This is a genomic window from Microbacterium sp. bgisy189, assembly GCF_965345345.1.
GTDB lineage: Bacteria > Actinomycetota > Actinomycetes > Actinomycetales > Microbacteriaceae > Microbacterium.
In genome coordinates this window covers 37,440-57,918 of record NZ_CBDRMZ010000004.1, presented here as the reverse complement: position 1 = coordinate 57,918, position 20,479 = coordinate 37,440, and the positions used below count along the sequence as shown (strand labels likewise).

Here is a 20,479-nt window from a genome sequence, read left to right as displayed (position 1 = left end):
TCATGCTCGCCGGACTGACAGCCGGCGCGGTGGAGGATGCCGAAACGCGTGCGCGCACGCGTCCGCTGGCGACCGTGGAGCAGCTCGCGCTCGCTCAGCCGGCCGCTCGCGACGCCCTCGCCGCCCTCGCACCTGCCGACCGCGTGAAGATCATCGCCGAGGTCAAGCGCGCGAGTCCGTCGCGCGGTGACCTCGCCGACATCCCCGACCCGGCCCACCAAGCAGGGTTGTACGAGACCGGTGGCGCGTCCGCCATCTCGGTGCTGACCGAGGGTCGCCGATTCAAGGGTTCGCTCGCCGACCTCGAAGCCGTCAAGGCATCGGTCTCACTGCCGGTGCTGCGCAAAGACTTCATCGCCACGCCGTACCAGGTGTTCGAGGCGCGCGCCTCGGGGGCCGACCTCGTGCTGTTGATCGTCGCGGCGCTCGAGCAGCCACTGCTGGCCGAGTTGCACGAACTCGTGCTCGAGCTGGGCATGACGCCCCTCGTTGAGACGCACTCCCTCGACGAAGTCCACCGGGCCGCTGACATCGGGGCACGTCTGGTCGGCGTGAACGCCCGAGACCTGTCGACGTTCGAGCTGGATCGCGACCTGTTCGGACGACTCGCCGAGCACATTCCGGCAGATGCCGTGAAGATCGCGGAGTCGGCCGTCCTCACGCCGGCCGACGTTGGCCACTATCGAGCGGCCGGGGCCGATGTCGTCCTGATCGGTGAAGCACTCGTGACGGGTGATCCCGTCGCGACGCTGACGAACTTCCTGGAGGCGGGCGCATGAGTCTTCGTGAGGCCGCAGGCCCTTTCTTCGGCGAGTTCGGTGGGCGCTACATGCCCGAATCCCTCATCGCCGCGATCGACGAACTCACGGCGGAGTACGAGTCCGCCAAGGCCGATCCGGCGTTCCAGGCCGAATTCACCCGTCTGCTGAACACGTACGCAGGTCGACCATCCGCGCTCACCGAGGTGCCGCGCTTCGCCGCGCACGCCGGGGGTGCACGCATCTTCCTCAAGCGCGAAGATCTCAACCACACGGGCTCGCACAAGATCAACAACGTCATCGGGCAGGCGCTGCTGACCAAGCGCCTCGGCAAGACACGCGTGATCGCCGAGACCGGTGCCGGCCAGCACGGTGTCGCGACCGCGACAGCGGCGGCCCTGTTCGGGTTCGACTGCACCGTCTACATGGGCGAGGTCGACACGCAGCGACAGGCCCTGAATGTCGCGCGCATGCGATTGCTGGGTGCCGAGGTGATCCCCGTGACGACGGGGTCGCGCACCCTCAAGGATGCGATCAACGACGCCTACCGAGACTGGGTGGCGACGGTCGAGTCGACGAACTACATCTTCGGCACGGCCGCAGGACCGCACCCGTTCCCCGCGATGGTCCGCGACTTCCAGAAGGTCATCAGCGAGGAAGCGCGCCGGCAGCTGCTCGACGAGACCGGCAAACTGCCCGACGTCGTCGTCGCCTGCGTCGGCGGCGGATCGAACGCGATCGGCATGTTCGATGCGTTCCTCGACGACCCGGGGGTGAAGCTGTACGGCGTCGAAGCCGCCGGCGACGGCGTCGACACGCCGAAGCACGCGGCATCCATCGAGCGTGGCCGACCCGGCGTGCTGCACGGCGCGAAGACATACGTCCTGCAGGACGAGGACGGTCAGACGGTCGAGTCGCACTCGATCTCGGCAGGGCTCGACTATCCAGGGGTCGGTCCCGAGCACGCCTGGCTCGCCGACATCGGCCGCGCCGAGTACATTCCGGCGACCGACACCGAGGCCATGGACGCGCTTCGGCTGCTGAGCCGCACCGAGGGCATCATCCCCGCGATCGAGTCCGCGCACGCATTGGCCGGCGCGCTGCGTCTGGCGCGCGAACTGGGCCCCGACGCCGTGATCGCCGTGAGCCTGTCGGGCCGCGGCGACAAGGACATGGACACCGCCGCGAAGTGGTTCGGCCTGTATGACGAACCCGGTGACGACGAGGGAGCGCAGGGATGAGCCGCGTCGCTGACGCGATCGACCGGGCCCGCGCCGAAGGGCGCGGCGCATTCATCGGCTACCTCCCGATCGGCTACCCCGACCTGCAGACGAGCATCGATGCGGCCGTGACCCTCGCCGAGAACGGCGTCGACGTGCTCGAGCTCGGCCCGCCGTACTCGGATCCGGTCATGGACGGCCTGGTCATCCAAGAAGCCACCCAGGCTGCCCTGGCGGGCGGATTCCGACTGCGCGACACCTTCACCGCAGTGCGCGAGATCGCGGCACGCGTCGACGTGCCCATCCTCGTCATGACGTACTGGAACCCCGTCACGCAGTACGGCGTCGACCGATACGCCGATGACCTCGCCGCCGCCGGGGGAGCAGGGCTCATCACACCCGACATCACCCCTGATGCCGCGAGCGAGTGGATCGCCGCCTCCGAACGCACGGGGCTCGACCGCGTCTTCCTGGCCGCGCCGACGTCGACCGACGACCGGCTCGAGATGATCGTGCAGCAGTCCACGGGCTTCGTGTACACGGTCTCCACGATGGGCATCACGGGGGAGCGGGCGCAGTTGGATGCCGCAGCCCGCACACTCGTGGCACGCCTGCGCGAGCACGGCGCCGAGCACGCGTGCGTCGGCATCGGCATCTCCTCCGCGGAGCAGGTCGCGGATCTCCTCGACTACGCCGACGGTGCGATCGTGGGTACCGCGCTCGTGCGCGCGCTGCGCGACGGCGGGCTCGACGGCCTCGCCGCCACGACCCGCGCCATCGCCGCCGGCACCACCCGCTGACGCAACGCGGGTGCGGGGCGAAGTAGACTCGCGGTCGTGACTTTCTCCGCCCTCGACGTCGTCGCCAGCATCCCGAGCCCCGACATCAGCAGCTTCCAGATCGGCCCGCTCACGATCCACATCTACGCGCTGTGCATCATGACGGGCATCATCGTGGCGGCGCTGTGGACGAACCACCGGCTCACCAAGCGCGGCGCCGAGCCGTGGGTGGTCATCGACATCGCCCTGCTGGCCGTGCCGCTGGCGATCATCGGGGCTCGGATCTTCCACGTACTGACCCACCCGGGGTTCTATTTCGGCGAGGGCAAGGACCCGCTCGCGGTGTTCTACATCTGGGAGGGCGGTATCGCGATCTTCGGATCGCTGATCGGCGGCGCGGTGGGCGCGTGGCTCGGCTGCCGTTGGACCGGCATCCGTTTCTGGTCCTTCGCCGACGCCCTGGCTCCCGGCCTGCTGCTGGCGCAGGCGATCGGCCGCTTCGGCAACTGGTTCAACCAGGAGCTGTTCGGCCTGCCCACCGACCTGCCGTGGGGTCTCGAGATCGACCCCGACAACGGCGCCTTCCCGCCGGGGCTCGCCGAAGACACCCTGTTCCACCCGACATTCCTGTACGAAGTCGTTTGGAACACGCTCGGCGTGCTCGTGCTGCTGTGGGCCGCGCGGCGTTTCCGCCTGCAGTGGGGACGCCTGTTCGGCCTCTACCTGGTCTGGTACAGCGCCGGCCGCATCGTGTGGGAATCGATCCGCATCGACCCCAGCGAGGTGTTCTTCGGGCTGCGCACCAACGTGTGGGCGGCGATCTTCGGCGTCGTGTTCGGACTGGTCATCATGATCGTGCAGAAGCGCCGTCATCTCGGCGACGAGCCCTCGCCCTACGTCACTGGGCGCGAATGGTCCGGCGACGGGGCTGTACAATCGCAGGACACCGATGACTTCGTGGATGTGAGCGCACCCCCGGCATCCGAAGTCAGCGACGGGCAAGCCACAAGCGCCATCGCCGCCAAATAAAGAACATCTCGGGCCGACGTCGTCCCACTTGAGCTTCTCCAGGAGGACGGTCAGGTATGCCTTCGAGCCCCCGTTCCACCGCCGCCGACACCCGAGTCGGAGGTGCGTTCCCGCCCAAGCAGGGCATGTACAACCCCGCGTTCGAGAAGGACGCGTGTGGTCTCGCAATGGTCGCCACGCTACGCGGCGAGGCGGGTCACGACATCGTCGACCTCGCCCTGACCGCGCTGCGAAACCTCGAGCACCGCGGCGCGATCGGCTCGGATGCCGGTACGGGCGACGGTGCGGGCATTCTCACGCAGATGCCCGACGACTTCTTCCGCGCAGTCGTCGAGTTCGACCTGCCACCGGTGGGGGAGTACGCGGCGGGGCTCGCCTTCCTCCCCCTGGATGCCGATGCGCGTCGCACGCTGAAGGACCGCATCGCCGACCTCGCCGCCACCGAGGGCCTCACCGTGCTCGGTTGGCGTGCCGTGCCGACGGCGGACGAGCACCTCGGCAAGCTCGCATTCGACGCGCGGCCCGCGTTCGAGCAGGTGTTCCTCTCGCACCCGGCTTCCGGCGGCAACGCCGCGCTGTCGGGGATCGACCTCGACCGCCGCGCCTACCGCCTTCGCAAGCGCGCGCAGCACGAACTCGACGCGTACTTCGTGTCGCTGTCGTGCCGCACGATCGGCTACAAGGGCATGGTCACGACGCTGCAACTCGAGCCGTTCTACCCCGACCTGCAGGACGAGCGTTTCACGACCGAACTCGCCGTCGTGCACTCGCGCTACTCGACCAACACCTTCCCCTCGTGGCCGCTCGCACAGCCGCTGCGCATGCTCGCCCACAACGGCGAGATCAACACCGTCAACGGCAACCGCAACTGGATGCGGGCGCGCCAGTCGCAGCTCGAGGCAGAGAACCTGGGCGACATCCGTCAGCTGTTCCCGATCTGCACCGACGGTGCAAGCGACTCGGCGTCGTTCGACGAGGTGCTCGAGCTGCTCACCCTCACCGGTCGCAGCCTGCCCCACGCAATCATGATGATGGTGCCCGAGGCCTACGAGAAGCAGGCCGACATCGCACCCGACCTGCGGGCGTTCTACGAGTACCACTCGATGCAGATGGAGCCGTGGGACGGTCCTGCCGCCCTCATCTTCACCGACGGAACCCTTGTCGGCGCGACGCTCGACCGCAACGGTCTGCGTCCCGGGCGCTGGACCGAGACGACCGACGGTCTGGTCGTCATCGGCTCGGAGACGGGCGTGCTCGACTTCGAGCCCGAGCGCATCAAGCGCCGCGGCCGCCTGCGTCCGGGCCGCATGTTCCTCGTCGACACGGCACAGGGTCGACTCATCGAAGACGAAGAGATCAAGGCGCAGCTCGCTGCGCAGGAGCCGTGGCAGGAGTGGCTCGACGAGGGCCGGGTGCAGCTGCGCGACCTGCCCGAGCGCGAGCACATCGTGCACCCGATCGCCTCGATCACCCGCCGTCAGCGCACGTTCGGCTACACCGAGGAAGAAGTGAGGATCCTCCTGACCCCGATGGGTCAGACCGGCGCCGAGCCCCTGGGCGCGATGGGTTCCGACACGCCGATCGCCGCGCTCAGCGAGCGGCCGCGCCTCCTGTTCGACTACTTCATCCAGCAGTTCGCGCAGGTCACCAACCCACCCCTGGACTCGATCCGCGAAGAGGTCGTGACGTCCCTCGCGCTGGGCCTCGGCCCCGAGCGCAACCTGTTGACGTGGGGCCCGGACCACACGCGGACGATCACGCTCGACTTCCCGGTGATCGACAACGACGAGCTCGCCAAGCTGCAGAACATCGACAAGCTGCTGCCCGGCCGCCGCTCGGTGACGATCCGTGGCCTGTACCCGTTCGAGGCGGGACCCGACGCCATGCGCGACCGCCTTGAGCAGATGTGCGCCGAGGTCGACACCGCGATCGAGGCGGGCGCGGAGTTCGTGATCCTCAGTGACCGCGACTCGAACAAGGACCTGGTCCCGATCCCGTCGCTGCTCATGCTGTCCGCGATCCACCACCACCTCATCCGCAACGAGAACCGGATGAAGGTCGGGCTCGTGGTCGAGGCCGGTGACGTGCGCGAAGTGCACCACGTCGCGACGCTGCTCGGCTATGGCGCCTCGGCGGTCAACCCGTACCTCGCGATGGAGACCGTCGAGTATCTCGTGCGCGCCGGGTTCATCACCGGCATCGCGCCTGAGAAGGCCGTCAAGAACCTGATCTACGCTCTCGGCAAGGGCGTGCTGAAGATCATGTCGAAAATGGGCATCTCGACCGTGTCGTCGTACGCGGGTGCGCAGGTGTTCGAGGCCGTCGGCCTCTCGCAGGAGTTCATCGACACCTACTTCACCGGCACCGAGACCAAGCTCGGCGGCATCGGCATCGAGGCGGTCGCCGCCGAGAACCAGAAGCGCCACGACTTCGCCTACCCCGAGGATGCCGCGGCCCGCGCGCACGAGCGCCTCTGGACGGGTGGCGAATACCAGTGGCGCCGCGACGGTGCTCCGCACCTGTTCAACCCGGAGACGGTCTTCCGGCTGCAGCACTCCACGCGCAACCGTCGATACGACATCTTCCGCGAGTACACGCGGTTGGTCGACGACCAGGCCGCCGAGCTGAAGACGCTGCGCGGGCTGTTCAAGCTGCGCACCGAGGAGCGCCGGGCCGTGCCGATCGACGAGGTCGAGTCGGTCGCCTCGATCGTCAAGCGATTCTCGACCGGCGCGATGAGCTACGGCTCCATCTCGAAGGAAGCGCACGAGACGCTCGCCATCGCGATGAACCGTCTGGGCGCGAAGTCGAACACCGGCGAGGGCGGCGAGGACGTCGACCGTCTGCTCGACCCCGAGCGTCGCAGTGCGATCAAGCAGGTCGCGTCTGGACGCTTCGGTGTGACCAGCATGTACCTCACGCACGCGGACGACATCCAGATCAAGCTCGCCCAGGGCGCCAAGCCCGGCGAGGGCGGTCAGCTGCCGCCCGCAAAGGTGTACCCGTGGATCGCCCGCACCCGTGGCGGCACACCCGGTGTCGGACTCATCTCGCCGCCGCCGCACCACGACATCTACTCGATCGAAGACCTCAAGCAGCTGATCTTCGACCTCAAGCGCGCGAACCCCGCGGCTCGTGTGCACGTGAAGCTCGTGAGCCAGTCCGGGATCGGCGCGGTCGCGGCGGGCACTGCGAAGGCCCTGGCCGACGTCATCCTGGTCTCGGGGCACGACGGCGGCACGGGTGCGAGCCCCTTGAACTCGCTCAAGCACGCCGGCACCCCGTGGGAGCTGGGTCTGGCCGAGACGCAGCAGACGCTCATGCTCAACGACATGCGCGACCGCGTCGTGGTGCAGGCCGACGGGCAGTTGAAGACGGGGCGCGACGTCATCGTCGCCGCGCTCCTGGGCGCCGAGGAGTTCGGCTTCGCCACCACGGCCCTCGTCGTGGAGGGCTGCATCATGATGCGTGTCTGCCACCTCGACACCTGCCCGGTCGGCGTCGCGACCCAGAACCCCGTGCTGCGCAGCCGCTTCACCGGCAAGCCGGAGTTCGTCGTGAACTTCATGGAGTTCATCGCGCAAGAGGTGCGCGAGTATCTCGCCGAGCTGGGCTTCCGTTCGCTCGACGAGGCGATCGGTCACAGTGAGCTGCTCGACGTGAACGGCGCGATCGATCACTGGAAGGCCAGCGGGCTCGACCTCGGCCCGATCCTTCGCGGCCCCGCCTTCGCTGCCGACGTCCCGCGTCGCAACATGCGCGCGCAGGACCACGAACTCCACGAGCACTTCGACGTGCAGCTCATCGAGCGCGCACAGGACGTGGTCGCGCACGGCGGACACGTGTCGATCGACCTGCCGGTGCGCAACACCGCACGTGCGGTCGGGACGATGCTCGGCAACAAGGTGACCCTCGCCCACGGTGAGAACGGGCTGCCCGCGGGGTCGATCGAAGTGAACCTGACGGGTTCGGCCGGTCAGTCCTTCGGAGCCTTCCTGCCCGCAGGCATCACGCTGCGCCTAGAAGGCGACTCGAACGACTACGTCGGCAAGGGGCTCTCGGGCGGACAGATCGTGGTGCGTCCGCCGCGCGATGCGAGCTTCGACGCCTCGAAGAACGTCATCGCCGGCAACGTCATCGGCTACGGCGCAACCCAGGGAACGATGTTCCTGCGCGGCGTCGTCGGCGAGCGCTTCCTGGTGCGCAACTCGGGTGCCACCGCCGTCGTCGAGGGCGTCGGCGATCACGCACTGGAGTACATGACCGGGGGACTGGCCGTCATTCTCGGCACGACGGGTCGCAACCTCGGTGCCGGTATGTCGGGAGGCTCGGCCTACATCTACAAGCTGGACCGCGATCTCGTGAACCGCGAGGCCCTCGCCAGTGGCGAGCTCGAGCTGCTCGAGATGGGCTCCGGCGACGTCGAGATGCTGCGCGACCTCCTCGAGCAGCACCGTACCGAAACCGGCTCGGCGCTTGCCGCCCAGCTGCTGGACGACTTCGAGGCCGAGGCCGCGAATTTCGTCCGTGTCCTGCCGCGCGATTACGCAGCGGTGCTGCAGACCCGCCAGAACGCAGTCGCCGAGGGGCTCGACCCCGACGGCGACGTCGTCTGGACCCGCATCCTGGAGGTGACCGGTGGCTGACCCGAAGGGCTTCCTCAAGACGACGGAGCGCGAGCTGCCCGCCCGCCGCCCCGTGCCCGTACGCATCATGGACTGGAAAGAGGTCTACGAGCCGGGCGACACTGCCGTCCTGCGCCGTCAGGCTGGACGCTGCATGGACTGCGGCGTGCCGTTCTGTCACCAGGGCTGCCCGCTCGGAAACCTCATCCCGGAGTGGAACGACCTGACCTGGCGCGGCGAAGGTCGGGCCGCGATCGAGCGCCTGCACGCGACGAACAACTTCCCGGAGTTCACCGGGCGGCTCTGCCCGGCACCGTGCGAGAGCTCGTGCGTGCTCGGCATCAACCAGCCTGCCGTCACGATCAAGCAGATCGAGGTCTCGACGATCGACGAGGCGTTCGCCAATGGCTGGGTCGAGCCCGAGCCGCCGGAGCGCCTCACCGGCAAGACGGTCGCCGTCGTCGGATCCGGACCCGCGGGGCTCGCGGCCGCACAGCAGCTGACGCGCGCAGGCCATACGGTCGCCGTCTTCGAGCGCGACGACCGCATCGGCGGTCTGCTGCGCTACGGCATCCCCGATTTCAAGATGGAGAAGCGCCACCTCGAGACGCGTCTTCGTCAGATGCAGGGCGAGGGCACCCGCTTCCGCGCCGGCGTCGAGATCGGCCGCGACATCTCGTGGAGCGACCTGCGCGCCCGGTACGACGCCGTCGTGGTGGCCACCGGCGCGACGCTGCCGCGCGACCTGGCGATCCCGGGCCGCGACCTCGCCGGCGTGCACTTCGCGATGGAGTACCTCGTCGAATCGAACAAGGCCGTCGCGGGGGACCAGGTTCCCCACCAGATCCACGCCGAAGGCAAGCACGTCGTCGTGATCGGCGGCGGCGACACCGGCGCCGACTGCATCGGCACGGCCCACCGCCACGGCGCGCTGAGCGTGACGAACCTCGCCATCGGCAAGCAGCCGCCGCACGAGCGTCCCGAACACCAGCCGTGGCCCATGGCCCCGACGGTGTTCGAAGTGCAGTCCGCGCACGAGGAAGGCGGCGAGCGGGCCTACCTGGCGTCGACCGTCGAGTTCCTCGCCAACGATGCCGGAGAGGTGCGTGCCCTGCGCGTTGCCGAAACCGAGTACATCGACGGCCGCCGCGTGCCCAAGAGCGGCACGGAGCGAGAGATCCCCGCTGATCTGGTGCTGATCGCGATGGGCTTCACCGGCCCCGAGCGCACCGCGCTCGAGGAGCAGCTCGGTGCCGTGTTCACCGGACGCGGCACCGTCGAGCGCGCCGACGACTATCAGACGACCGCTCCCGGCGTGTTCGTGGCCGGTGACGCCGGGCGCGGACAGTCGCTCATCGTGTGGGCGATCGCCGAGGGCCGCGCAGCCGCCGCAGCGGTCGACGAGTACCTCATGGGCCAGACCATGCTTCCCTCACCGGTGCGCCCGACCGACATCGCCATCGGTCTGCTGCCCGCGTAGGGTGAGAACCAATCCCCGATAACCCAAGACCGGAGTCAGATACGTGAGACGCGCGAAGATCGTCGCCACCCTCGGCCCCGCCACTTCCACCTACGAGATGGTCCGCGCGATCATCGACGCCGGTGTGGATGTGGCGCGGTTCAACCTCAGCCACGGAGACTATTCCGTGCACGACAGCAACTTCGCCAACGTGCGCAAGGCGGCTGACGACGCCGGACGCCCGGTGGCCATCCTCGTCGACCTGCAGGGACCGAAGATCCGCCTCGGCAAGTTCGAGAACGGCCCGCATGAGCTCGCGGTCGGCGACGTGCTCAGGATCACCACCGATGACATCCTCGGCACGAAGGACATCGTCTCGACGACGTTCAAGGGCCTTCCGGGCGATGTCAAGGCGGGCGACTTCCTGCTCATCGACGACGGCAAGGTGCGCGTCCAGGTGACGTCGGTCGAGGGCAACGTCGTCACGACGGAATGCATCGTCGCCGGCCCGGTGTCCGACAACAAGGGCATCAACCTGCCCGGTGTCGCCGTCAACGTTCCCGCCCTCAGCGAGAAGGACGAGGCGGACCTGCGCTGGGGCCTTCGCGCCGGTGCCGACATCATCGCCTTGTCTTTCGTGCGCAACGCCGAAGACGTGACGCGCGTGCACGAGATCATGGCGGAGGAGGGGCGCAAGGTCCCCGTCATCGCCAAGATCGAGAAGCCGCAGGCCGTCGATGCGCTCGAAGAGATCATCGATGCGTTCGACGGCATCATGGTCGCTCGCGGCGACCTCGGCGTGGAGCTGCCCCTCGAGGCGGTGCCGATCGTGCAGAAGCGCGCGGTCGAGCTCTGCCGCCGCATGGCGAAGCCCGTCATCGTCGCGACGCAGATGCTCGAATCGATGATCGAGAACCCCGTCCCCACGCGCGCCGAGACGAGCGACGTGGCCAACGCGGTCCTCGACGGCGCGGACGCCGTGATGCTCTCGGGCGAGACGAGCGTCGGAAAGTACCCGACCGTCGTCGTCAGCACGATGGCGCGCATCATCGAGTCCACCGAAGAGCACGGGCTCGAGCGCATCGCACCGCTGAACACGAAGCCCCGCACGCAGCCGGGCATCATTACGCTCGCCGCAGAAGAGGTCGCAGAGTTCGTCGAGGCGAAGTACATCTGCATCTTCACCGAGTCGGGTGACACGGCACGACGGATGTCGCGCCTGCGCCCTCGCATTCCCATGATGGCGTTCGCGACCGACCCGGCGATCCGTCGCCGCATGGCCCTCACGTGGGGCGTCCGCTCAGCGCTCGTGGAGCCGGTCGCGCACACCGACCTCATGTTCTTGCAGGTCGACGACTACTTCCTCGGCAATGGCCTGGCCACCGAAGGCGACAAGGTCGTCGTGATCTCGGGATCGCCTCCCGGGATCATCGGCTCGACCAACGACATCCGCATCCACAAGCTCGGCGACGCCATGTACGGCAAGGCACCCATCTACCAGGCGGGCAACTGACCGCAGACGCGGAAGGGGCGGATGCTGCATCGTGCAGCATCCGCCCCTTCCGCGTTCGTGCGGGATCGCGTGCCGGTGGTGGGAGTCGAACCCACACGCCCTTTCGGGCAACCGAGTTTGAGTCGGTCGCGTCTGCCATTCCGCCACACCGGCGTGGTGCACATCGAAGATACCGCAGCGGGGGAGCACCTTCGGACACGCTTCGCGTCGGGTTCTTCGCGTGCCGTAGGATTCAAGGGTGACTGAGCAGGAACAGACCCCCACGGCACCGGCCGCACCGCGTCGCGTCGTCGTGGCGGAAGACGAATCGCTGATCCGCCTCGACATCGTCGAGATCCTCCGCGACAACGGCTTCGACGTCGTCGCCGAGGCCGGTGACGGCGAAACGGCTGTACAGCTCGCAACGGAGCTGCGCCCCGACCTCGTCATCATGGACGTGAAGATGCCCGTCCTCGATGGCATCAGCGCCGCGGAGCGCCTGTCGAAGGCCCACATCGCACCGGTCGTGCTGCTGACGGCGTTCAGCCAGAAGGAGCTCGTCGAGCGCGCGAGCGAGGCTGGGGCCCTGGCCTATGTCGTCAAGCCCTTCACGCCGAACGACCTGCTGCCCGCGATCGAGATCGCCCTGGCCCGCCACGAGCAGATCATCACGCTCGAGGCCGAAGTCGCCGACATGGTCGAACGCTTCGAGACCCGCAAGCTGGTCGATCGCGCCAAGGGGCTGCTGAACGAGAAGATGGGCCTGTCCGAGCCCGAGGCGTTCCGCTGGATCCAGAAGGCGTCGATGGACCGCCGCCTGACCATGCAGGACGTCGCCAAGGCGATCATCGAACAGCTCTCGCCGAAGAAGTGAGTCGGCTGCGGGTCGATGCCGCGAAGCGGCGTTGACGCGAGCCGACTCAGGTTGAGTGCCGCGGCGAGGCCGCGGTGTATCGAAACCTCAACACTCAGCGCGCGGGCATGTCCTTGATCATGTTCGTGATGCGGATCGTCGAGCACCGCCGGCCCTGATCGTCGCTCACGACGATCTCGTGCACGGTCATGCTGCGGCCGAGGTGGATGGGCGTGCAGACGCCCGTGACGATGCCCGACGTCGCTGAGCGCGTGTGGGTCGCGTTGATGTCGACGCCGACAGCGAGTCGGCCCGGTCCGGCGTGGAGGTTCGCCGCCATCGACCCGAGCGACTCGCCGAGCACCACGTACGCGCCGCCGTGGAACAAGCCCACGGGCTGCGTGTTGCCCTCGACGGGCATCGTCGCGACACAGCGTTCGACCGAGAACTCGGTGAACGCCATGCCCATCTTCTCGGCGAGGGCACCCATGCCCCGCTGCGCGGCCCATTCCATGCCGTTGACGTCGGGGGGCGCAGTCTCGGTCATCGTTCCTCTTCGCTGGGGGCGGTGTCGCCGACCCTCGTTAGGCTGGACGGGTGAGCGACTCCGCAAAGCCTACCCTTCTCGTCGTCGACGGCCATTCGCTGGCGTACCGGGCGTTCTTCGCCCTCCCGGTCGACAATTTCTCGACCAAGGACGGCCAGCACACGAACGGCATCTACGGCTTTCTGTCGATGTTCGTGAACCTCGTCAAGGCCGAACAGCCCACGCACCTGGCGGTCGCCTTCGACACCTCGAGGCAGTCGTTCCGCACGCGTGAGTATGCGGAGTACAAGGCGAACCGCTCCGAGTCGCCGGCCGAGTTCAAGGGGCAGATCCCGCTGCTGCAGGACTGCCTCGCCGCAATGAACGTCACGGTGCTCACCAAGGAGGACTTCGAGGCCGACGACATCCTCGCGACCCTTGCGACGCAGGGCGCCGAACAGGGCTACGAGGTGCTCGTGTGTTCGGGCGACCGCGACACGATCCAGCTCGTCACCGACGACGTGACCCTGCTCTACCCGAGTGTGCAGGGCGTCTCCCAGCTCAAGCGCTACACGCCCGCCACCGTCGTCGAGAAATACGGTCTGCCGCCGCAGAACTACCCCGACATCGCGGCGCTCGTGGGGGAGACCAGCGACAACCTCCCCGGCGTCCCGAAAGTCGGCGAGAAGACCGCGGTGAAGTGGCTCACCCAGTTCGGTTCGCTCGATGCGCTGCTCGAGCGCGCCGACGAGATCAAGGGCGTCGTCGGGGGCAATCTTCGCGACCACCTCGACGACGTGCGCCGCAACCGCGCGCTGAACGCCTTGCTGCGCGACGTCGAGCTCGAAGTGGCGCCCGCCGATCTCGCCATGCGGGCGATCGACGCGCAGGCGGTGCGCGACATCTTCGCGCGACTCGAGTTCCGCACCCTGTTGCCGCGTGTGTTCGAAGCGATGGGCGCCGACCCCGCCGAGTCCGTCAGCGAGCCGGCGCAGCAGGCGCCGATACCGTCCGAACCCGACCCGGTCGCCCTCGCGGCGTGGGTCGAGGCGGCGGCCGGCGATGTCGGCGTGACCCTGACTGTCGACGGCGGCCTGCCCGGGCGCATCGGGCTCGCGACGCCGGATGCGGCGGTCGAGGCGACCTGGACCGACGAGGTCGCCGCGGCGCTGACCCCGTGGCTCACCGGCGACGCCCCGAAGGTGCTGGCCGACGCGAAGACCCAGGTGAAGGCGCTGCGCCGAGCGGGTATCCGCCTGCGCGGGCTCGCGTGCGACGTCGTGCTCGCGGGGTGGCTGCTGCGCCCCAGCTTTCCCGACAAGGGACTCGGGGACCTGGTCGACCGCTACCTCGACGAGAAGCTGCCTGAAGCAGATCCGACGCAGCTCGTGCCCGAAACCGAGGGCGCGACGCCGGGACAACTGTCGTGGTACGTGCTGCGGGTCGCCGAAGCCCTGCGCGCCGAACTGCCGGCATCCGTGTCGACCGTGCTCACCGACATCGAACTGCCGACGCTCGACACTCTTGCCGACATGGAGCTCGCCGGTGTCGCCGTCTCGCACGAGAAGCTGTCGTCGTTCTCGACTGAGCTCGCCGCGCGCGCCGACACGATCGCGCAGGAAGCGTATTCCGCGATCGGCCGCGAGGTGAACCTCGGGTCGCCCAAGCAGCTGCAGGAGGTCCTGTTCGAGCAGCTCGAGCTGCCCAAGACCCGCAAGACGAAGACCGGATACTCCACCGATGCGGCCGTGCTGGCCGACCTGCAGGAGTCGAACCCGCATCCCTTCCTGAATCTGCTTCTGCAGCACCGCGAAGCAACGAAGCTGCGGCAGATCATCGAGTCGCTCGACGTCGCCATCGCCGCCGATGGCCGTGTGCACACCACGTATGTGCAGACCGGCAGCCAGACCGGGCGGCTGTCGAGCACCGACCCCAACCTGCAGAACATCCCGATCCGCAACGAGGAGTCGCGCCGCATCCGCTCGGCGTTCGAAGTCGGCGAGCAGTTCGAGACGCTGCTGACGGCGGATTACTCGCAGATCGAGATGCGCATCATGGCGCATCTGTCTGAGGACCCGGGCCTGATCGAGGCGTTCAACTCCGGTGAAGACCTGCACCGCTTCGTCGGCTCGCGGGTGTTCGGGGTCGAACCGGCCGATGTCACCCCGGCGATGCGCACGAAGGTGAAAGCGATGTCGTACGGGCTCGTCTACGGGCTGTCGGCGTTCGGGCTGTCCAAGCAGTTGCGCATCGAGCAGGCCGAGGCCAAGCAGCTCATGCTCGACTACTTCGCGCGGTTCGGTGCCGTACGCGATTACCTGCGCGAGTCCGTCGCCCAGGCGCGCGTCGACGGCTACACCGAGACGATCTTCGGTCGTCGTCGTCCCTTCCCCGACCTCGGCAGCCCCAACCGCGTGCTGCGCGAGAACGCCGAGCGTGCGGCGCTGAACGCCCCGATCCAGGGCAGCGCGGCCGACATCATGAAGATCGCCCTGTTCCGCATCCACGACGAACTCGTCGACAAGGGGTTGGCCTCGCGGGTGCTGTTGCAGATCCACGACGAACTGGTCGTCGAAGTCGCAGCGGGAGAGTGGGACGAGGTGGAGGGCATCGTGCGCGAGCGCATGGGTGATGCCGCCGATCTCACGGTGCCGCTCGACGTGCAGATCGGGCGCGGCGGCGATTGGGATGTCGCGGGGCACTGACGGGCGTCGGCACCGCGCGGAAGCGGTCCCACACCGGAGCTGGTCCAGCGCATAGGCTCGGGGGATGACCAACGAACAGCGCACCCCCACGCCGATCGACAAGATCGCCGAGGACTGGGTGGACACCGCCGCCGAGCTCTCACCGGGGCTGGCGACCTACATCGGACGTTTCGAGCACAACGCGCGCCTCGACGACCTGTCGCCGGAAGGCACCGCGCGTGGCCTGGCCGCCACGAAGGCCGCGCTGGCGGCCCTGGAGGCGGCTGAGCCCGTCGACCAGGTCGATGTCGTCACGAAAGCAGATCTCGCGAGCACACTGCGCCTCGACATCGAACTGCACGAGGCCGGCGACCACCTGCGCGACGTCAACGTCATCGCGTCGCCCGCGCAGGCCCTGCGCGAGACGTTCGACCTCATGCCGACCGACACGGTCGAGGACTGGTCGGTCATCGCGATGCGCCTCGCTGCGGTTCCGGCGGCGATCGACGGGTACATCCAGACCCTCCGCGAAGGCATCGCTCAGGGTGTGACCCCCGCGCGCCGGCAAGTCACCGAAGTGGTCGATCAGATCGCCCGCTACACGGCCGACAACGGGTTCTTCGCCGATTTCGTCGGCAATGCTGCACCCACAGAGGGCGGCCTGCCCGCGTCGCTGGCACGCGACCTCTCCGACAACGCCAATGCCGCTCGGGTGGCCTACGACGGCCTCGCTGCGTTCCTCGGATCGGACCTTGCTGCCGCGGCGACTGAGGAGGATGCCGTCGGGCGCGAACTGTACGCGCTGCAGTCACGCCGATTCCTCGGGGCAGAGATCGACCTCGACGAGACGTACGAGTGGGGCATCGAAGAGCTCGCCCGCATGGTCGCCGAGCAGGAGCGCATCGCCGACGAGATCAAGCCCGGCGCGTCCGTCGAGGAGGCTGTCGCGTTCCTCGAGACCGACGCGAGCCGTAAACTGCACGGCACCGAGGCCCTGCAGCGGTGGATGCAGGAGACGAGCGACCGTGCCGTCGAAGAGCTCGGCCGTTCCCACTTCGACATCCCCGAACCGATCCGCACCCTGCAGTGCATGATCGCGCCGACGCAAGAAGGCGGCATCTACTACACCGGCCCGACCGACGACTTCTCCCGTCCGGGTCGCATGTGGTGGTCGGTGCCCGAGGGCGTCGACACCTTCGACACGTGGCGTGAGCTGACAACGGTCTACCACGAGGGCATTCCGGGGCACCACCTGCAGATCGCGCAGGCCGTCTACAACCGGGCCGAACTGAACTCATGGCGCCGCCTGCTCGCGGGATCGTCGGGGCACGCTGAGGGGTGGGCGCTGTACGCCGAGCGACTGATGGAGCAGCTCGGCTACCTCGATGACCCGGCCGACCGCCTCGGCATGCTCGACGGTCAGCGCATGCGCGCGGCACGGGTCGTGCTCGACATCGGCGTACACCTCGGCAAGCCGAAGCTCGACGGCGACGGCGTCTGGGATGCGGACTATGCGCTCGAGTTCATGCGGCGCAACGTCAACATGCCCGACGAGTTCGTCCGGTTCGAGGTCAACCGGTACCTGGGGTGGCCGGGACAGGCCCCGTCGTACAAGGTCGGCCAGCGCATCTGGGAGCAGATCCGCGACGACTACCGCGAACGTGCGGGCGATGCCTTCGACTTCAAGACCTTCCACATGAAGGCGCTGCAGCTCGGTGGCGTCGGGCTCGACACCCTGCGGATGGCGCTCGCGCAGCACTGATCGCATCCACGGGAATACATCCGTCGGCCGCTCGTTGACCTCGACAGAGGAAAGGGGGCGGCCGATGGGCGTTTCGGTGCAGCTGGGACTGGACACGTTCGGCGACATCACACTGCGCGAGGACGGCACCCGAGTCTCCGACGCGCAGGCGATCCGCGACGTGGTCGAGCAGGCCGTCGTGGCCGACGAGGTCGGCCTGCACGCGTTCGGTGTGGGGGAGCACCACCGGCGCGAGTTCGCGATTTCGAGCCCCGAGGTCGTCTTGGCCGCGGCCGCTGCGCGCACCCGCAGCATCCGGTTGGGCACCGCGGTGACCGTACTGTCGAGCGATGACCCGGTGCGCGTGTACGAACGTTTCGCCACGCTGGATGCCGTCTCGTCGGGTCGCGCCGAGATCACGCTGGGGCGCGGCTCGTTCGTCGAATCGTTTCCGCTGTTCGGCTTCGACCTGCGCGACTACGAGGTGCTCTTCGACGAGAAGCTCGCGCTGTTCTCGCAGCTGCGTGCCGAGCGTCCCGTCACCTGGTCCGGCACGACACGGGCACCGTTGGACGCCGCCGACGTGTTCCCCAAGACCGAGGGCGGATTCCCCGCGTGGGTCGGTGTCGGTGGCAGCCCCGAATCCGTCATCCGTGCTGCCGAGCACGACTACGCCCTCATGCTCGCCATCATCGGCGGGCCTGCGCATCGGTTCAAGCCGTTCGTAGACCTCTTCCATCAGGCGCGCGCGGGCAAAGCCGCGCTGCCGATCGGAGTGCACTCGCCCGGGCATGTCGCCGACACCGACGAGCAGGCGTGGAGTGAGGCGTATCCCGCCTTCGAGCAGATGCGCAACGTGATCGGTCGCGAGCGCGGCTGGGGTCCGTACAACCGCATGCAGTTCCAGCGGGATGTCGGCCCCGAGGGGGCGGCCTACGTCGGCTCACCCGAGACCGTCGCCCGCAAGATCGTCGACACCGTCCGCACGCTCGATATCGATCGCTTCGACATGAAGTTCTCGACCGGCACGCTGTCGCACGCGCGCATGCTGCGCTCGATCGAACTGTTCGGCACCCGCGTCGCTCCGCTCGTGCAGGAACTCCTCCACGACGCACCGGAGTCGGACCGGTAGCATCAGGGCATGACGCAGACCACCCGAGTCGCGACCCGCCTCGACGCGCTGCCGTTCACGGGTGGGCACCTGCGTGTCCTCACCGGCTCGGGCATCGGCTGGGCACTCGACGCGATGGATGTCGGGCTCATCTCGTTCATCATCGCCGCGCTCGTGTCGGAGTGGTCGCTCACCGGCGAGCAGGCATCGTGGATCGCGAGCGCCGGCTTCGTCGGCATGGCCGTGGGCGCAAGTCTCGGCGGCCTGCTCGCCGACCGACTCGGTCGGCGGTCGGTGTTCGCGATCACGCTGCTCGTCTACGGGGTCGCCACTGGTGCGAGCGCCCTGGTCGGCGGCCTCGTCGCGCTGCTCGTACTGCGGTTTCTCGTCGGCCTCGGGCTCGGAGCCGAACTGCCCGTCGCCAGCACCTACGTCTCCGAGTTCGCGCCCGCACGCATGCGCGGCCGGCTCATCGTCATCCTCGAGGCGTTCTGGGCCGTCGGCTGGACGGCCGCGGCGCTCGTCGGCTACTTCGTCATCCCGAACGTCTCCGAGGGATGGCGGTGGGCGTTCGCGATCGGGGCGCTTCCAGCCGTGTACGCGCTCGTCGTGCGCTGGGCGCTCCCCGAATCACCGCGCTGGCTCGAACGGCAAGGTCGCCACGCGGAGGCCGATGCGATCGTCACGACCCTCGAGCAGTCCGCGTCGCTCACCGCGGCCACGCGGCGCCGGCAGGTGATCGCGGACACGCCGCCACCGGCCGCCTCCTCGGCCGGGCAACGCCTCGCGGCGCTCTGGTCGCGCGAATTCGCCGTGCGCACGGCGGCGCTGTGGATCGTCTGGTTCTGCGTGAACTTCGCCTACTACGGCGCGTTCATCTGGATCCCGACGCTGCTGTTCCAACAGGGCTACGACCTGGTGCGCACGTTCGAGTTCACGCTCATCATCACGCTCGCGCAGCTGCCCGGGTATGCCGTCGCCGCATGGCTCATCGAGGTGTGGGGGCGGCGGCTCACGCTGTCGGTGTTCCTGGTGGGCTCGGCTGCGGCAGCGATCGCGTTCGGCCAGGCAACCGACCAGACGACGATCATCATCAGCGGCATGGCGCTGTCGTTCTTCAACCTCGGTGCGTGGGGCACGCTGTACGCCGTCACACCCGAGATGTATCCCACCTCCCTGCGGGCAACCGGTTCAGGGTGGGCGGCCGGTGTCGGCCGCATCGCGTCGATCATCGCCCCACTGAGCGTTCCACTGCTGACCGGCATAGGAGGCATCGGCTTGCTGTTCGTCGTGTTCGCCGTATTCTTCGTCGTCGGAGCCGCCGCCGCGTGGGGGCTCGTGGACCGGCGCGGGGCGGCGCTCGACGAGCGCTGACCGCGTCGGCACCGCGGCTAGGCTGGAACGATGGATCCGGTCCGCTTCGTCGCGCTCGGCGACTCGTTCACCGAGGGCGTCGGCGACGAGCTGCCTGACGGCACCGTGCGCGGCTGGGCGGACCTCGTCGCGACCGGCTGGGCGTCCTCCCGCGGTGAGGCGATCGAGTACGCGAATCTCGCGATCCGGGGCAAGCTCGTCTGGCCGATCGTCGAGGAGCAGCTCGAACGCGCGCTCGCCCTGCATCCGACGCATCTGTCGTTCAACGGGGGCGGCAACGACATGCTGCGGCCCCGCACGCCCATCAGTCGCATCGCGGACGCGTTCACGCACGTGCTGCGTCGCTGCGACGAGGAGGGCGTCACGCTCGTGCTCCTGTCAGGTGCGAACCCGTCCGGCCAGCTGCCACTCAGCCGCGTCATCCAACGTCGCGGCGACGAGCTCTCGCGTGCGGTGGTGGCCCGGGTGCACGGGCGGGACGATGTCGTGATGGCACTCAACTGGCCCGATGCGACCTTGACCGACCCGTCGTTCTGGTCGGCCGACCGGTTGCACATGAACACCCGTGGACACCATCGCGTGGCGGCACGGGTGCTGGAGGCGTTGGGGGAGCGGGTGCCCGACGGGTGGTGGTCGCTGCCGGAACTTCCGGAATGGGTTCGGCTGGGTCGCGGCGCGTACGTGCGCGAGCACCTCGGCCCCTGGGTTCGACGCCGTCTCACCGGAACGTCTTCGGGTGACGGCAGAGCTGCGAAGCATCCGCAATGGGTGTCGATCGCGCCCTCGGCGGGCTAAACACACCCCCATCGTCGGTGTCAAGGGCCTCGC

Annotated in this window: 14 protein-coding genes and 1 tRNA gene; 13 read left to right on the top strand and 2 right to left on the bottom strand. The window is 68.4% G+C overall.

The features are described 5' to 3' along the window. The first annotated feature begins 2 nt into the window (after positions 1 to 2). The 7 genes from trpC to pyk are packed head-to-tail and all read left to right on the top strand — an operon-like array spanning position 3 to position 11,383. Positions 3 to 779: an indole-3-glycerol phosphate synthase TrpC gene (gene trpC, locus ACSF8R_RS07260; RefSeq protein WP_434811196.1), complete on the top strand. Its 777-nt coding sequence runs from the start codon at positions 3 to 5 to the stop codon at positions 777 to 779. Next, a complete protein-coding gene (gene trpB / locus ACSF8R_RS07255; RefSeq protein ID WP_434811195.1) occupies positions 776 to 1,999 on the top strand; it encodes a tryptophan synthase subunit beta in 1,224 nt (407 codons plus the stop codon). The genes trpC and trpB overlap by 4 nt, the downstream gene beginning before the upstream one ends. Continuing rightward, positions 1,996 to 2,778, top strand: a complete 783-nt coding sequence (trpA, locus tag ACSF8R_RS07250; protein ID WP_434811194.1) for a tryptophan synthase subunit alpha — start codon at positions 1,996 to 1,998, stop codon at positions 2,776 to 2,778. The genes trpB and trpA overlap by 4 nt, the downstream gene beginning before the upstream one ends. A gap of 36 nt (positions 2,779 to 2,814) precedes the next feature. After that, positions 2,815 to 3,786: a prolipoprotein diacylglyceryl transferase gene (gene lgt / locus ACSF8R_RS07245; protein ID WP_434811193.1), complete on the top strand. Its 972-nt coding sequence runs from the start codon at positions 2,815 to 2,817 to the stop codon at positions 3,784 to 3,786. A 56-nt stretch (positions 3,787 to 3,842) separates the two neighbouring features. Beyond that, complete coding sequence (gene gltB, locus ACSF8R_RS07240) at positions 3,843 to 8,432, top strand: glutamate synthase large subunit (protein WP_434811192.1); 4,590 nt, start codon at positions 3,843 to 3,845, stop codon at positions 8,430 to 8,432. Next, entirely contained in the window at positions 8,425 to 9,891 is a 1,467-nt protein-coding gene (locus ACSF8R_RS07235; protein WP_434811191.1) for a glutamate synthase subunit beta, read from the top strand. The genes gltB and ACSF8R_RS07235 overlap by 8 nt, the downstream gene beginning before the upstream one ends. A 43-nt stretch (positions 9,892 to 9,934) precedes the next feature. Further along, positions 9,935 to 11,383, top strand: coding sequence for a pyruvate kinase (pyk, locus tag ACSF8R_RS07230; protein WP_434811190.1), 1,449 nt, complete (start codon positions 9,935 to 9,937; stop codon positions 11,381 to 11,383). 70 nt (positions 11,384 to 11,453) lie between these two features. Here the strand turns inward: pyk and ACSF8R_RS07225 are convergent. After that, a tRNA-Leu gene (locus ACSF8R_RS07225) sits at positions 11,454 to 11,536 on the bottom strand. A gap of 85 nt (positions 11,537 to 11,621) precedes the next feature. Between ACSF8R_RS07225 and ACSF8R_RS07220 the strand changes: the two genes are divergently transcribed. After that, the gene (locus ACSF8R_RS07220; protein ID WP_434811189.1) at positions 11,622 to 12,236 is read left to right on the top strand and encodes an ANTAR domain-containing response regulator; all 615 of its coding nucleotides are present in this window, start codon (positions 11,622 to 11,624) and stop codon (positions 12,234 to 12,236) included. A 94-nt stretch (positions 12,237 to 12,330) separates the two neighbouring features. Here the strand turns inward: ACSF8R_RS07220 and ACSF8R_RS07215 are convergent, their stop codons facing one another. Next, positions 12,331 to 12,762, bottom strand: a complete 432-nt coding sequence (locus ACSF8R_RS07215; protein WP_434811188.1) for a hotdog fold thioesterase — start codon at positions 12,760 to 12,762, stop codon at positions 12,331 to 12,333. A gap of 50 nt (positions 12,763 to 12,812) precedes the next feature. On the opposite strand from ACSF8R_RS07215, the gene polA reads away from it, so the two are divergent. The 5 genes from polA to ACSF8R_RS07190 all read left to right on the top strand — a co-directional run bounded on the left by polA (position 12,813) and on the right by ACSF8R_RS07190 (position 20,446). Beyond that, positions 12,813 to 15,446, top strand: a complete 2,634-nt coding sequence (gene polA, locus ACSF8R_RS07210; RefSeq protein WP_434811187.1) for a DNA polymerase I — start codon at positions 12,813 to 12,815, stop codon at positions 15,444 to 15,446. Positions 15,447 to 15,510: 64 nt separating this feature from the next. Further along, positions 15,511 to 17,187, top strand: a complete 1,677-nt coding sequence (locus ACSF8R_RS07205; protein ID WP_434811186.1) for a DUF885 domain-containing protein — start codon at positions 15,511 to 15,513, stop codon at positions 17,185 to 17,187. A gap of 64 nt (positions 17,188 to 17,251) precedes the next feature. Continuing rightward, entirely contained in the window at positions 17,252 to 18,298 is a 1,047-nt protein-coding gene (locus tag ACSF8R_RS07200) for an LLM class flavin-dependent oxidoreductase (protein ID WP_434811185.1), read from the top strand. Between the two features lie 9 nt (positions 18,299 to 18,307). After that, the gene (locus tag ACSF8R_RS07195; RefSeq protein WP_434811184.1) at positions 18,308 to 19,651 is read left to right on the top strand and encodes an MFS transporter; all 1,344 of its coding nucleotides are present in this window, start codon (positions 18,308 to 18,310) and stop codon (positions 19,649 to 19,651) included. A 30-nt stretch (positions 19,652 to 19,681) separates the two neighbouring features. Beyond that, positions 19,682 to 20,446 (top strand): SGNH/GDSL hydrolase family protein, encoded by a 765-nt coding sequence (locus ACSF8R_RS07190; RefSeq protein WP_434811183.1) that lies wholly within the window; start codon positions 19,682 to 19,684, stop codon positions 20,444 to 20,446. Positions 20,447 to 20,479: the final 33 nt, after the last annotated feature.